Raw genomic sequence first — 15,284 nt, 5'->3', positions numbered from 1 at the left:
AAGCACTCTCCTGGTTTAATTCGCGGTATAGGTATAGAAACCTCGTCCATTTTTCCGGCCGTAGAGACCTGCATCAACCATTTTCTTCAAGAGAGGACAGGGCCGATACTTGCTATCGTTGTAGGCTTCGTAGAGGACCTCTATAGAGTAGAGAATAGTATCCAGGCCGATCAAATCTGCTGTCTCTAGAGGTCCCATCGGATGGCCAAAGCATTCTTTAAAAATCCGGTCGATATCCTCAGGACTCGCCACCTGATCCTGAAGCAGAAAGATTGCTTCATTGATGGTAAGCATCAAAACACGATTTGAGACAAACCCCGGCATATCCTGAACAACAACCCACTTTTTCCCCAGAGACTGTAACAGTTCCTGCGTGATCTGAAGAGTCTCCTCGCTGGTATGGTAACCGCGAATAACCTCAACGGTCTGCTTCAAGGGGACCGGGTTCATAAAATGAGTTCCGATCACTCGATCTGCGCGGTTCGTCAAAGAGGCAAGGCGCGTAATCGATATGGCGGAAGTATTGACCGCGAAAACACAGGATGCGGGACAGATACGATCAATTTCGGGATAGATGCTTTTCTTCATCTCCCATTTCTCTGTTATGTTCTCAATGAGGAACTCTACCTGTTGAAGCGCCTCATACTCCGTAGTCAGGCTGATACGCTCCATACAGTCGTTCACTGTTCCGGAGAAAGCTGTTTTCTGAAGCATGCGCGCGAGGCGAAGAGATCGGACAATGGTCTGTTGGGCATGCTGAAGCTGTGCTTCGGAGATATCAACCAGAATCACTTTTAATCCTGCCTGTGCCAGATTCTGTGCTACCCCACACCCCATCACTCCGGCTCCAATAACTCCAACCAGTTCAATAGTCACAAGTATCCTCCTGTATTCTTATTGCATCTTTGTCGCTCGTCTCTGTTCACGCCCCTGCCTGCGCTGACGCTGAGCCTGTAAACGGGCCTCTGCTCTTCGGGCGCTTTGTTGGAGCAGAGCCTTCCCTGTCTGTCGTTTCTGAGAGTCGAGAAATTGTGCAAAGGCCTGGATTGTCGGGTACTTAAACAGATCCAACAGGCGAATCTCCTGCTGAAGCACCTGCTGAAGTCTGTTATGGAGCCGTGTCATCAGCAGGGAGTGGCCACCGAGCTCAAAAAAATTGTCGCGAATACTCACCCGCTCTACACCAAGCACTTCCTCCCAGTGGTGAGCAAGCATGAGTTCCAGATTGTTTCCCGGTGCAATATACTCCCTTTGTGTTTGCACCTGCACTTTGTCCATTCGCGGGAGCCTTTGCCGGTCAATTTTTCCTGTTGGTGTCAATGGAAGCGTATCAAGCACAAAAAAGGCTGATGGGACCATATAATCAGGTAATTGTGCCTGAACATGCTGCCGCAATGCTCCGCTATCCAGTTGGCTGCATTCCTTCCTGGCAACAATATAGGCGACAAGCCGCTTATCTCCCTGTTCCTGCTCTTGAGCGACAACAACCGCCCTCGCGATATCAGGATGCTGCTCCAGTACCGTTTCGATTTCGCCGGGCTCAATCCGAAAGCCGCGAATCTTGACCTGAAAATCGACGCGTCCCAGAAACTCAAGCGTGCCATCCTGTCGATAGCGGGCCAGGTCTCCAGTCCTATAGAGACGTGCCCCTGGCTCGCCACTGAATGGGTCGGGAATGAAGTACTCTGCTGTAAGCTCGGGTCGATGAACATAGCCACGTGCAACCCCGGGCCCGCCAATACAGATCTCTCCGGGTACTCCAGCAGGAACAGGATAGCCATAAGTATCCAGAAGATAAGCCCGCACGTTCAGTATAGGTCTTCCAATTGGAAGGGGGTCAGTCTCTCCGGGGACACATTGTCCAATGGAGACAAAAATGCTTCCCTCGGTTGGTCCATATGCATTGTAGAAGTGATGCTTTTCGCCCCATTGTTGCACTAGTGTTGCCTGACAGGCTTCTCCTGTGGTTGCAATAACGCGTAAATCGGGCAACTCAGCCAGCGGAAGTGTAGCCAGAGCCGAGGGAGCCAGTGCGGCAACGGTGATCCGTTGTTGAAAGAGCATCTCTGCCAACGTCGGGCCAAGCAACAGCGCGCTTGGGGCTTCCAGCATGTGGAGGGTTGCCCCGCAGCCAAATGACATCAGGCACTCTGCAATAAACATATCAAAACTGAACGAGGAGAATTGCAAGATACGGTCATTGGATGAGAGGCCGAATATCTGCTTCTGCGCTTCCAACACGTTGAGAAGCCCCCGGTGCGGAATCATGACTCCTTTCGGCTTACCGGTTGAGCCCGAGGTATAGATGATATAGGCGATATTCTCAGGCGAAAGATGGGGCAAAGGATTGGTTCGCGGCTCCATTTCAAGCCGCGTATGACTCTGGTCAAGGGCGATCACAGTCACTGGATCTGACAAAGAGAAGATCGCTTTCAGATGCTCCTGAGTGAGCAGCACAGAGATATGAGCGTCGGTCAGAATAAATGCCAGACGTTCGCGGGGATAGGTAGGATCAAGGGGCACAAAGATCCCCCCGGCCTTCAATATAGCCAGAAAGGCGATAACCTGCCAGGGTGAGCGCTCAAGACAGACTCCCGTTGCGACCTCGGGGCCGATTCCTGCTCTCATCAAGGAATGCGCCAACTGGTTTGCCCGCTCATTTAACTCCCGATAGGTGATGCGTTTCTCCCCCCACACCAGCGCGGGTTTATCTGGCTGCTGTGCAGCGAAGGCCTCAAACGTGGCCTGAAAAAAGGACGGATCCAGTTCACAGGCTTCTCCTGCACTCCATTGCTTGCAAAGGCGCTCTCGTTCCTGCTCGCTCAATAACGCAAGCTCAGAGAGCCGTATATCAGGGTTTTCCAGAATACACGCCAGGATATTCTGAAAGTGTGCGATCATCTGCTGCACGAATGCCGCACTGAAGAGATCTGTGCTATAGACAACCAAACCCTCAAGCTCATGACCATGCTGGCGCAGGTTGAATTCGAGATCGTACCGGGTGATATCGTGCTCTATTTCCAACGGCGTTACGGAAACCCCTGGCAGGCTGACGGTCGCAGTTGGCGCATTTTGCAGCGTAAAGATTACCTGGAAGAGCGGGCTCCGATTCAGGGTACGATCTGGCTGTAGCTCCTCAACAAGCTTTTCAAAAGGGACATCTTGATGAGCATATGCTTCAGTGGTAGCAGTTTTGACCTGCTGAAGCACCTCACGATAAGAAGGGTTCGCGGGCAGGTTGCACCGGATAACCAGACTATTGATAAAGATACCAATGAGTCCTTCTAGCTCGTAACGCGTCCGGTTTGCAATCGGGGTTCCTACCGCGATATCGCGCTGTCCCGTATAACGAGCCAGGAGCATTTGAAAAGCCGCCAGCAACGTCATATAGAGAGTGGCTTCTTCTTGTATACTGAGAGTTTCCAGAGCTCGACAAAGCGCGGGGGCAAGCGTAAAAGAGAGCGTGCTTCCGTGATAGGTCAATTCTGCGGGCCGGGGATAGGTTGTCGGCAATTCGAGCGGCGTACTTCCGTCGAGCTGCTTTCGCCAGTATGCAAGGAGCTGTTCCAGGCGTTCTTTCTGCAACTGCGAGCGTTGCCACCGAGCAAAATCAGCATATTGAGCGGAAAGTGTGGGGAGCTCAGGCGTCACCCCCTGGACAAAAGCGCTGTAACAGGTCACCAGTTCCTGCACAAGCACCCCCATAGACCACCCATCAGTAACAATATGGTGCATATTGAGCAGCAGAAGCCAACGTTCGTCCGCAAGAGAGAGCAAAACGGCCCGTAGCAGAGGTCCCTTATCCAGCGAAAAGACATGCTTTTTTTCGCGCTCAATAGACTGCTGTACCTGTTGCTCGCGCTCTTCAGCGGGAAGAGTGCTCACATCCTCCTGAAGAAGATGAAAATCCAGCGTGGGCATAATGACCTGTACTGGCTGATCGTTCAACAGGGTAAAGGTTGTTCTCAGGGTCTCGTGCCGCTGGATAATGGTCTGAAAGCTGCGCTCCAGCGCCGAGACATCAACCCTGCCTTTGAGCTGTACCCCGGTCAGCACATTATAAAGCTGCTGGCCGGGCATCAGTTGTTCAAGAAACCAGAGCCGCTGTTGCGCAAAGGAAAGCGGGAAAAAACGGATACCTTCCCGTTTCTTCTGAAGGAGCTGCTGTACCAGCAGACGTTTCTCTTCGGTGCTCCTGGCGCTATCTGACCGGGCATCCATATCCATTCTCCTGTTTTCCTATGAGAATAATCCCTGGATTGTCTCTTCTGATAGGTCATCCTCAGGCAAGCTTTCCAGACTCTCAATCATTTTTTCTTCGACAAGCTCGGCTAGCTTTGCGATGGTTAGCGTCTCAAAAACACTGCGTAAAGGCAGCTCAACAGAGAAGAGTTCCCGTAAACGGGTTACTACTTGCGTAGCGAGCAGAGAATTGCCACCCAGTTCAAAGAAGTTGTCGTGAATACCGATCTGCTTGACCTCTAGCAGATGCTGCCATATATCACAGATATTCTGCTCAATTTCATTGGAAGGCGGCTTATACAGACTGGTTAGAGCCGGACGTTCATAGGTCGTTAGAGGGGCAGCATATTCCTGCACCTCATTGCTCTGCTGGCTCGCCAGTGCAGGAGAAAAGCCACGCTCTGGTGGATCAATCCAATAACGCTGTCGCTCAAATGGATATGTTGGTAAGGGCACACGCCTTCGTTTTTCTGGATGATAGACCTGCGCCAGATCAATTGCAGCGCCGGCCAGCCAGAGCTTGCCCAGGGCCTGTAAGAGCATATACACATCTGTTTGTTTCTCCAGACCATGTCGCATAGAAGGAATGATAGCTGCGAAGCGTTCGGGGGCGGCCTGTAGCTTTGCATGAATACTTAACGTATTGCCCGGACCAACTTCCAGCAATAAGAGGAAAGGATCCTTCAATAGCTCACGAATACCCGCTGAGAACTGGACTGTATGGCGCAGATGGCGCACCCAATACTCAGGGTCAGTGGCCTCCTCTTCGGTAATCCAGGTGCCTGTGACATTTGAGATAAAGGGTACTTGCGGCGCATGCAGCTCACACTGTTTGACGCCATCTCGAAATGCATCAAGGATCTCTTCTACATGCGGTGAGTGACCGGCAACATCAACAGGAATCCGAAGGTAATCAACTTCCTCTTCATCCAACAGCGCTACCAGTTGTGCGATAGCCTCCCTGGTTCCCGAAAGCACACAGGAAGAGGGGCCATTAATGGCCGCCAGGGAAACATGCATGTCCAGAAACTCAGCAACCTCTTCGGCTGAAAGCGAGACACTCAGCATCTCGCCACCCGGTAATCTATCGAGCAATTGCGCCCGTAGCCAGACTAACCGTAAAGCCTCTTCCAGCGAAAAGACGCCGGAGACACAGGCCGCGACATACTCCCCGAGACTATGACCGATAAGAGCTGATGGCGCTATTCCCCAGGAAAGCCAGGTTTGGGTCAGGGCATACTCGACCATAAAAAGCGCCGGCAGGCTGTACAGCGTCTGTTGAAGCTGGCTGGCCTGCTGCTCAGGAGAGGGATACACAATTGATAGGAAATCGATACCCGAGAGCGGTTTCAAGATATCGACACATTGATTCATCGCGTCTCGAAACACCGGGAGAGTACGATAAAGGTCGGCTCCCATATGGAGGTACTGTGAACCGCTGCCAGGATAGAGAAATGCTATCGGCCGCTTTCGCCCATCCTGATACATGGTCAACACTCTCGATGGCTCCCGTTTCGCGAGGGCCTGTGCCGCATCGAGAGGGTCAGAAGCCACCAGAACGCGACGGTAGGAAAATTCGCGCCGACCGACCTGAAGCGTATAGGCCATATCTGCTATTGGGAGCTCCTGAGGCTGCTGGCACCAGGCGATGAATTGTTCTGTTGTCTTTTCCAGCGCTGTTGCAGTGCGGGCCGAGAATACCAGTAAGTGATAGGGGAGCGAGGAACGCTGTGACGCAACCGGTGGAGCTTCTTCAAGCAGAATATGCGCATTCGTTCCCCCGATACCAAATGAGCTGACCCCGGCTCGTCTCGGTGCCTTCGGGCTTTTCCAGTCAGCCAGGGAAGTGTTGACATAAAAAGGGCTATTCTCAAAATCTATTTGAGGGTTGGGATGTTCAAAGTGCAGGCTTGGCGGAATCTGTCTATGCTTGAGAGAAAGCACTACTTTCAACAAGCCGATGATGCCCGAGGCTGTATCCAGATGCCCGATATTCGACTTGACGGACCCAATTGCACAGATGCCTTTCTCCTCTGAATATTCTCTATACACTCTGTTCAGGGCCTCTATCTCGATCGGATCGCCAATCGCGGTCCCGGTACCGTGAGTCTCCATATACGTCACAGTATCAGCGTCAACCTCAGCGACGGCAAGAGCACTGGCAATAACGGCAGCCTGACCCTCAACGGATGGAGCCGTAAACCCGACTTTGAAAGCTCCATCGTTGTTCACAGCAGAGCCCCGAATGATCGCGTGAATGATATCTCCATCCTGCAATGCATCGCTCGCTCGCTTCAGGACAACAACACCTACACCATTGCCTTTAACGGTGCCGGTTGCCTTCGCATCGAAAGCCCGACAATAGCCATCTGCCGACAGCACACCCTCTTCCTGATAGAGATAGCCCTGCTCTTGCGGAACCTGAATAGAAATACCGCCAGCCAGGGCAATATCACACTCGTGATCCAGCAAAGCTTGTGAGGCAACATGGACCGCCACCAGCGACGATGAACAGGCGGATTGAATCAGGTAGCTCGGCCCACGCAGGTTCAGTTTATAGGAAACACGAGTTGTGAGATAATCTTTATCGTTCCCCTGCAAAACTGAAAAATATCCTGTCTGGGCTAACTTCTCCTGATGAGGAAGCAGATGGGTAATCAGGTAGCTGCTGATAGAGGTACTGGCATACACACCAATCAGGCCGTTGTAGCGTTCAGAATCGTAGCCTGCATGCTCAAGCGCTTCATAAGCGCATTCAAGGAACAAACGGTGCTGTGGATCAGTGATTGCAGCTTCTTTTGGACTGTAGCCAAAAAAAGCCGCATCAAAAAGCTCAACCCCCTCCAGAACACCATTCGCTCTTACATAACGGGGATTCTGGAGAAGTTCCTGTTTTTCCCCTGCCGCCAGCAATTCTTCATCAGAAAAGAAGCGGATTGCATGGCTCCCTTCCCGAAGGAGCTGCCAGAATTGATCTATGTTCTGAGCGCCAGGGGTACGGCAGGCCATACCAACAATCGCAATACCATGCTCAAGAATTGCGGGATCAACCAACTCGTATACTCCTTCTTCCGCTGTAGACGCACTTCCATCATTACAACTCACTTGCATGTTCCTGTCTTACCGCTGTAATAAAATCGAAGTAACCGTGTGGGGAGAAATCTAATCCAGCTTTCTTATAACGGTCAACTGGCACAGGGAAGCCATGTTTCAGATAGTGCTCCAGGAAATAGGCGCCATCTGTCGGGCTCATAAACAACTGCGCAAGAATCGAGGGATCGACGTTTGTTTGCTGCTTGCTCGCAAAATCGAGTAGCTGATACTGTAGGCCTGAGCCATCCGGCATCCGAACTTTGGGCCGATGCACAATGTAATCGGGTAAAATATCCCGAAATGCTTCGCGCAAAATCCATTTATGGACAGCATTCCGCAGCTTCATATCGAAAGGAATGCTATAAGCAAACTCCATAAATGCTTTGTCGAAGAAAGGGACACGCGCCTCAATACCATATCTTGCACTACAGCGATCAATCCGCTGTAAATCGGTTCGATGCTCATTATTCAGACGATAATCCATCAAGTATTGAGGATCAGGATACGTCTGGAAGAGATCATACCCTGCCAGCAGCTCATCACTTCCATCACCACAGAGCACCACCTTGATCCCCTGCGCGCGGGCAAGGCGGAAGGTTGGCATCACAGTGCAGGAGTCCATAATGTTGATTGGTTCAAAGACCTCACAATAGTAGACCGTTTGCGGAAGATCCTGCACCATCTCTTCCAGCGTGAGCTGACTCACAAAGTGAGTGATATTGTGCTCCCGGCAGTATTGACGAGCGATCTCGACATCTGCTGCCCCTGCAAAGCCAGTCGAGAAGGCAACCACCTCCCTGTTTTTCGCTCTGGCAACATGTAAAATGATCGCGCTATCAATGCCTCCGCTGAACAGAACTCCAAAGGGCTGGTCCGAGGGTAGCTGCCTTTCAATCGCGTGAGTCAAAGCCTCTCGTAAAGAGACTTTGACCACTTCTACATCTTCCGACACCTTCGATGCCGATAGATGAAAGTATTGCTGAACACCATGATCCGTCAGGTAATGGCCCGGCGAGAGAGTCGTGATGTTTTTCTTTAAGGGCAGCAAAGACTTCAACTCCGAAGAGATAAAGTAGCAAGCCCCATCATAGACGTAGTAGAGTGGCTTAATGCCGATATGATCGCGGGCTGCGAGAAAAGTATGCTGTTCTCTGTCGTAAATGAGAAAAGCAAACATCCCTTCAAGGCGCTGTGGAAGATCTTCACCCCATTCTCGATATCCATACAGCAGTAACTCGGCTTCCGCTTCCGTGCGGAACACATAACCACATCCTTCCAGGGACTGGCGCAGGGCCGAGTAGTTAAAGATCCTGCCATCCAGCACAGCAGCAAGCCGCTCTCCCTCATCAGTGACAGGCTGAGGCACCTTATCGCCATCAGTCACAAGCAGGCGATTGCACCCAAGCGCTGCCGTCGGGCATATATGCATTTCTCCAGCAGCCTGCTCATCCCCACGATGGGTAATGGCCTGGAGCATATGAAAAAGCTGCTCCTTCAGGCTCACAGTTCGTTCAGCCTGCAAACGATCAATGATACCGGCAATACCACCCATAAAAAAACGACTCCTCTCCTGCAAAAAATGGTAGTAGGGCTGCAAGCGCTTCTAACGCATTATTGCTCACCATCGACAAACTGAAGCATCGCTTCGTAAGGAGTTTTGCCCGTCTCCTGCGCTGTAGCAAGGATCTCGCGGGTTAAGAATTGCACCACTGCATACACGATAGCGTGAGCAAGTGGCTTATCGAACGCCTGCTTCGGTCTGGATTGCCGCCAGAACCACTCAACTCGCGAGGTGAGAGCACCTCCCAGAGTAAGTAACTGTCCGGGCAATGCCAGCACTCCTTGTTTCTGAAGCTCCTGCATCAAATGCAGTCCGCGCTCCCCTCGTGGGATCGCGAGATTATGTGCAAGAAAGAGCCTGGTTCCAGGAGGAATAAGCTGCCAATTTGAATTTTCAAGTTCTTCTCCGACCGTTGTGGCGACAATAGTTCCTCCACGCTGCAAGCAGGCATCAGTAAAACAATGATTCTTCGCGGATAGATGCACGAACGAGGAGGGAGCCGTGACGGTTGCTTCGGCCTGATCGTACACCAGATCGCAAACCACGACATCTTCAAACATTCTTTCCTCGAAATAGCGAGTGATATCGCTCCCCATCGCACCCGCTGCACCGATCAGGGTGACTGCCTTCTGCGTGTAATCAGCAATATCCAGAAGCTCAAGAGCAGCTATCACCCCTGTACTGGAGTAAGAAGACTTTCCTCCGCATCCTCCATCCGGACAACGGATACCGAGGACATGCGGCGTATAGGTAGCCAGTAGGTCAGCAAGACCGGCAAACCGTCCAAAATCCGGGGTGAGCTTGATCCTTCCCTGTTGCTCATTGAGAAATGCCCCGATCTCAGCAAAGATAGGAGAAAGCTTTTCATAAAAGGCTGGATGCTGCGGGTCGGTAAGAACTGTATATGTTTCCTGATCTCGGGGCACGATGATACAGCGTGCTCCACCAACAACACTTTCACTCAGCCCCTCCGGCAGACGATCTTGAAATGTGTCCAGCACTCCCCGGCGTAAGGCTCCATTGATCAGGCGATTCTTAAACAGGCTCTCATCCCACATCAAGCGTTTCAGCATATCCTCAATCTGTGTAGATTTCCTGGACGGATCAACCATCCTGGTTCCGCCATAGGCATAACAGGTATGCAGTTCTCCATCAGCCGCAATCCATACGTCTGCATACTCATGTGTGAGTGTATATATTTGTATTGACAAGGTGTGGCTCCAGTATCTGATTACAAACGGTACAGCAGAAGAGAGAAAAGATCGAACCCCGCTTCTTACAGGTTCGTGGATGGAATAAGAGGATCAAAACTATCCGAAAGCATTTCACTCAATTGAACGTGCTTCACTTCGGTTATTCGGTTATTCTCGTCTACAAAAACAAGTTGAGGAACAAGCGTGCGGATTTCTTCGTCAGTACAGAATGCGTAACTGATAATTAACACTATATCTCCTTCATTGTTCAAGCGTGCGGCGGCACCATTCAAACAAATGACACCAGACCCCCGCTCTCCGGGAACAGTGTATGTCTCTAATCTCGCTCCATTCGTCACATTGACTACCTGTAATCTTTCGTAGGGAACCATCCCTGCCGCATCCAGCAAATCCTGGTCAATTGTAATACTGCCTACATAGTTAACGTTCGTCTGGGTAACAGTTGCACGATGGATTTTTCCACGACACATCATTCGGAACATGCCTGGCTCTTCCTTTCCCTCGTTATTCTTCAAACGAGTACTACTTGTAGTTCACCATTTATCATACCCTGATATTTCTTTTTCAGCTTATTAACTATATAGTATTCTAAGCTTACTCTGTATTATATAAATACAAATAACAAGGTATGTTTTCGATGATCATTTACTTAATAACCTCTTTCATTAAACTAGTATAAAATGATGAAATGCCAAATGTCAAACAACTGTATTACCAAATTCTTCCTCTCTATACTATATCTTCGCCGAAGACGAAAATATATCTTTATGGGAACAGTCTCAATTGACAATGCTAACAATGGAAAAACGGCAAACTAGTATGTTATATTGGTAAAGTAATTTTGTAATTGAACTTGTATTTCTTCTGTCTCTGTAATGCAATTTGTCTATTTATCCTTTCTCACGAGAATACCTTTTCTACTCATATATCCCGTTTTCTGCATGCATCACAACAAAAAGAAGGTCCGAAGAATGGAGGAGAAAGCGATGATAAAACCACCTGAACGATGGTATCTGCTAGCATTTTCTGCTCAAACTCACCATGATCTGGATACACTGACGGAAAAGCTTGCTGCTTTGCTTCAGGAAAATGCTGAACTGGCCCTTGAAGAAGTCGCCCCTGCTCTTATCGCCAGCTATGGTGAAGACAGCATAAGGAGAACATTGGTTTGCCATAATCGACAGGAAGCGCTTGAAACGCTTCGTCTGCACGATACCGGGAAGCTCCTTACAGGTGAACCACAAACAAGACACAGACCAATTGCTTTCTTGTTTCCGGGTCTGGGAGAACAGTATGAGCATATGGGTCAGCAATTATATCTCACAGAGCCAGTCTTTAGAAAGTACATCGATGACAGTGATGAGCTGCTTCGCCCTTTTGGGCTCCAGTTGAAAGAAACGCTCTACCCCACAGACACACAGCAGGAGCACACCCCATCTCAGGAAAAGCTTGATTTACGCAGGTTGCTTCGGCGAACAGCCAGCACGTCGCGACTCAATCAAACTGCCCTGGCACAGCCGGCAACTTTTGCCATTGAATACGCATTAGCCCAACTTCTCTTCTCATGGGGCATTCACCCCCACGCTCTTCTGGGCTACAGTATCGGGGAATATGTCGCGGCCTGTCTTGCCGGGGTGTTCTCCTTTCCTGATGCGGTTCGGCTGGTTGCAGCCCGAGCTCAATTGATAGAGCGTCTTCCTCATGGCTCGATGCTGGCAGTTCCGCTCTCAGAACAGGAGATCACGCCTCTGTTGGGCAACCACCTTTCCCTTGCGGCTTTAAATGGCGATGCCCTCTCAATTGTTGCTGGACCCTCTGAGGCAGTTTCCGAACTTGAGCGACTCTTACAGCAGAGGGATATAGTCACTATTCGGCTGAATACGGCTCATGCCTTTCATTCACATATGATGAAAGCAATTGCCAGTGAGTTTGAAGATGTTGTACGCACCTGTACGTTACAGGCTCCTCGTATCCCCTATCTCTCGAATGTAACCGGAACCTGGATCACCCCCGAGCAAGCGACTGACCCCGGCTATTGGGCTACACATCTCCATCAGCCGGTGCGCTTCGCAGATGGCCTGCAAGCGCTCTGGAAACAGCCCGAAATGGCATTACTGGAAGTTGGTCCCGGCCAGACGCTTTGTAGCCTGGCACTCCAGGCCCGGCAGAACCCCGAACAGGAGAGCGTTACCTTGCCAACCATGCGAGCCGCTTTTGAACACCTGGATGACAGGGCTTTTCTCCTCAACACGATAGGAAAACTCTGGCTTACAGGCGTGCCGCTCAACTGGAATCAGTTTTATCAACAAAAGCCAGACTACACCCTCCCTCAGCTTCTCCGGACCACTGTTGAGCCTCCCGAACAGGAAACGAGCGAAGCAAGAAAAATGAGCCGAAGGCGGAAGCCCAAACAAAAACGCACCCGTCCCTGGCTCACGACAGACTATGTTCCGCCCTCCGGAGAACGTGAACAGGCTCTGGTTTCGCTCTGGCAACGGATTCTACACATCGATGGCATCGGGATACATGACAGTTTTTTTGAATTAGGCGGACATTCCCTGCTCGCTCTCCGTATCCTTGAGGCCTTGAAAAAAACATATGGGGTAGAGCTTCCTCTTAGCTCTCTGTTTGAAGCCCCAACGGTAGCCCAGTTCGCCAGAGTGCTGGACGATGCGCTGCGTGGAGAGCACCACCAGCATAATGAAGCACAACCTGCTGCTTTCACTGGACCTGCCCTGCACTATCAACTTCCCAATGGGCTGAAGATTATGCACCAGAACAAAGCGGAAACGGACCATTTCTATGAAGACATCTTCGTCCATCGCGCTTATACCAGCCATCTACCTGAATTGCCACAAAACGCCTGCGTCTTCGATGTAGGAGCAAACATCGGTCTGTTTACGCTGTTCTTGCACTCCCTGAACAGGGGAATCCAGATATACGCCTTTGAACCCTCGCCCCCTACGTTTGAGGTTCTCTCTCGCAATATAGCTCTCCATAAGGTCAATGCCCGCCTTTTCCCCTTTGGTCTATCCGACACTGCCAGAACCGCAGAGTTCACTTTTTATCCCTTTTCTACGGGCATGTCGTCTTTTTATGCCAACCGGGCAGAGGAGGAAGAGGTATTAACCAGTATTCTCCAGAACCAGTACCAGCAAGCCCGGCCCGAAATGGAGCAGGTGATGCGCTATGCTGGCGAGCTCGTCGAGGAGCGCCTGAAAAGCCAGACATTTGTTTGCAAACTGCATCCTCTCTCGGCGGTAATGAAAGAAAACGCTGTTGAGCGTATCGACCTGCTAAAGATCGATGTTCAGAAAAGTGAGCTCGATGTCCTGAGAGGCATCGCCGACGAGGATTGGAACAAGATACACTCCATTGTGGCAGAGGTGCATAACCTTCATGGCCAACTGGACACGATCACAAACCTGTTGAAAGCGCATGGCTACACGCTCACTGTGCAACAGGACGAACTCTATAAGGGTTCCGTGATTTATCTGCTCTATGCCAGCCGGCCCTGAGTGCTCTTTTGACAACATTCAGAGGAGTTGATAGCCCCTCTGAATGCTCCAAACTCTTAGAAGCGGAGAGGCAGATAACGGTACAGATCTTCTGTGACGGCTGCGAGGAATGGTTCTACCTTGTTCTGAAGATAGAAATGATCGCCCTCATAGAGTCGGATTGTGACTGGATGCGGCGTCTCGGTATACCAGGCACATAATTCAGCATAGTTTACCTCGCCGTCATCCAAACTTCCGAATACAGATATAGGGCACTTGAGCGGCTCTTGCTTCTCATACTGGTACGTTTCACAAATCGCAAAGTCAGCACGGACCAGTGGAGCGACTAACGTCATAAGCTCTTCCTGCTCAAACACTTCAGGTGGAGTTCCATTCAAGCCTCGAAGTCTCTTTTCAAGGGCCTGCAAAGAGGCATTATGGATTTTCATATGTTTATAGGGCAGATGTGGGGCTCGATGAGCCGAGATGAGTAACAATCTGGGCATATTGAATTTGCGCCTTTGCAGATAGCGGGCCATTTCAAAGCTGATAAGCGCTCCCATGCTATGCCCGAAAAACGCAAAGGGTTTGTTCAGAAATGGGATGATCTGTTTCGCCAGCGCCTCCACCAGAGGCGTCGTATGCGTAAAAGGCTCTTCGTGAAGTCGGTTTTCTCGACCCGGTAACTGTAATGCGCATAGCTCTAGCCCGGCAGGCAAGTACTGAGGCCAGGTACGAAATGCCGAGGCTCCACCACCCGCATAAGGGAAACAGAAGAGACGTGCTCTGGCTGTAGGGTTAGGTTGTGGACGGACAATCCAGGTATTTGTTGATACGGACATGCTTTTTTCTCCTCTTTCTCTGTCTCTTTCGCTATCCTTTCACTACTATTTTACCATCTATTTTTGGAGAAGAAAGTTGTTTTTTATAAACAGAATAGTATGAAACTTCTCGTTGTCTGCAACGCTTGTTCTGCAAACTTGTAAAACGTACTCATCTCTTAAAATGATGTATACAAACAGCTATGCAAAGTTATATAAATTGCTCATTCCCGTTTGAAAGAATATTGCCATCAGATAGACTTCATCTCACACAAGTATCACTTTGTTTGCCAAAATAGGTATATATACACTTGACAAGGCTAGAAACCATATGTTATTGATAATAGCAGACGTTTCAAAAATATATTGTAATGCTCAATTTTGTAGCATTGAACATATGACAAAAGCCTTGTAATATTTTTTCATATAAGATCATCAAAGTACTTTACTATTATCCATTCAGCATGTCACTTGTCATTACAGCAAAAGTTGATTTTTTAACTCCAGAAAGGAGATAGGGGCAAACACAACAATTTACAGGTTACCCTGCATACTTTCAAATCAAGCTGTTTTACGCAGCGTTCCATCTTTACACGTTTTTCCCAAAAATTCCATAATGATACTCTCTCTTTTTTATTGAGTAGCGCAAATCGGATGACAAAGTGAGGGGAGAAAGCAATTTGGCAACTCATACTCCAGACAACGCTATGAGAAAATGGGGTCTGCTCGTTAGAGCTGTACTTCACTGATATTTCACTGTTGTTTGCAGCGCAACAGTACAGTGACGATCAGAAATCGTGCCTGAAACTGGCAAGGATGCTTTCACAGTAGAGCCGGTTGACTTTTAGTATGAGGA

The 15,284-nt window shown here is 49.8% G+C and carries 8 protein-coding genes; 1 reads left to right on the top strand and 7 read right to left on the bottom strand.

From position 1 onward, the window contains the following. Window positions 1-15: 15 nt before the first annotated feature. The 6 genes from EI42_RS19860 to panD all read right to left on the bottom strand — a co-directional run bounded on the left by EI42_RS19860 (window position 16) and on the right by panD (window position 10,592). Entirely contained in the window at window positions 16-876 is an 861-nt protein-coding gene (locus EI42_RS19860; RefSeq protein WP_111324385.1) for a 3-hydroxyacyl-CoA dehydrogenase family protein, read from the bottom strand. Window positions 877-894: 18 nt separating this feature from the next. Next, window positions 895-4,221 carry a non-ribosomal peptide synthetase gene (locus EI42_RS19855; RefSeq protein ID WP_170142765.1) on the bottom strand — a complete coding sequence of 1,109 codons (3,327 nt, stop codon included), beginning with the start codon at window positions 4,219-4,221 and terminating at the stop codon, window positions 895-897. An 18-nt stretch (window positions 4,222-4,239) separates the two neighbouring features. Beyond that, window positions 4,240-7,251 carry a type I polyketide synthase gene (locus tag EI42_RS19850; protein WP_428843956.1) on the bottom strand — a complete coding sequence of 1,004 codons (3,012 nt, stop codon included), beginning with the start codon at window positions 7,249-7,251 and terminating at the stop codon, window positions 4,240-4,242. Window positions 7,252-7,336: 85 nt separating this feature from the next. Then, window positions 7,337-8,887, bottom strand: coding sequence for an asparagine synthetase B family protein (locus EI42_RS19845; protein WP_111324382.1), 1,551 nt, complete (start codon window positions 8,885-8,887; stop codon window positions 7,337-7,339). A 59-nt stretch (window positions 8,888-8,946) separates the two neighbouring features. Further along, complete coding sequence (locus EI42_RS19840) at window positions 8,947-10,107, bottom strand: hypothetical protein (protein WP_111324381.1); 1,161 nt, start codon at window positions 10,105-10,107, stop codon at window positions 8,947-8,949. A 65-nt stretch (window positions 10,108-10,172) separates the two neighbouring features. Continuing rightward, the gene (gene panD, locus EI42_RS19835; RefSeq protein ID WP_111324380.1) at window positions 10,173-10,592 is read right to left on the bottom strand and encodes an aspartate 1-decarboxylase; all 420 of its coding nucleotides are present in this window, start codon (window positions 10,590-10,592) and stop codon (window positions 10,173-10,175) included. Window positions 10,593-11,096: 504 nt separating this feature from the next. On the opposite strand from panD, the gene EI42_RS19830 reads away from it, so the two are divergent. Beyond that, window positions 11,097-13,628: an FkbM family methyltransferase gene (locus EI42_RS19830; protein ID WP_137686435.1), complete on the top strand. Its 2,532-nt coding sequence runs from the start codon at window positions 11,097-11,099 to the stop codon at window positions 13,626-13,628. Between the two features lie 56 nt (window positions 13,629-13,684). On the opposite strand, the gene EI42_RS19825 is transcribed toward EI42_RS19830, so the two are convergent. Next, on the bottom strand, window positions 13,685-14,449 hold the full coding sequence (locus EI42_RS19825; RefSeq protein WP_111324378.1) for a thioesterase II family protein: 765 nt from the start codon (window positions 14,447-14,449) through the stop codon (window positions 13,685-13,687). Window positions 14,450-15,284: the final 835 nt, after the last annotated feature.

The organism is Thermosporothrix hazakensis, assembly GCF_003253565.1.
GTDB lineage: Bacteria > Chloroflexota > Ktedonobacteria > Ktedonobacterales > Ktedonobacteraceae > Thermosporothrix > Thermosporothrix hazakensis.
The sequence above is the reverse complement of the archived record's forward strand: the minus strand, read 5'-3'. Positions and strand labels throughout refer to the sequence as shown.

Excerpts from the sequence above, each read along its gene's own strand:
- EI42_RS19855 (WP_170142765.1), bottom strand. The coding sequence starts at position 4,221 with ATGGATGCCCGGTCAGATAGCGCCAGGAGCACCGAAGAGAAACGTCTG.
- EI42_RS19850 (WP_428843956.1), bottom strand. The coding sequence starts at position 7,251 with ATGGCCTGCCGTACCCCTGGCGCTCAGAACATAGATCAATTCTGGCAG.
- EI42_RS19845 (WP_111324382.1), bottom strand. The coding sequence starts at position 8,887 with ATGGGTGGTATTGCCGGTATCATTGATCGTTTGCAGGCTGAACGAACT.
- panD (WP_111324380.1), bottom strand. The coding sequence starts at position 10,592 with ATGTTCCGAATGATGTGTCGTGGAAAAATCCATCGTGCAACTGTTACC.
- EI42_RS19830 (WP_137686435.1), top strand. The coding sequence starts at position 11,097 with ATGATAAAACCACCTGAACGATGGTATCTGCTAGCATTTTCTGCTCAA.
- EI42_RS19825 (WP_111324378.1), bottom strand. The coding sequence starts at position 14,449 with ATGTCCGTATCAACAAATACCTGGATTGTCCGTCCACAACCTAACCCT.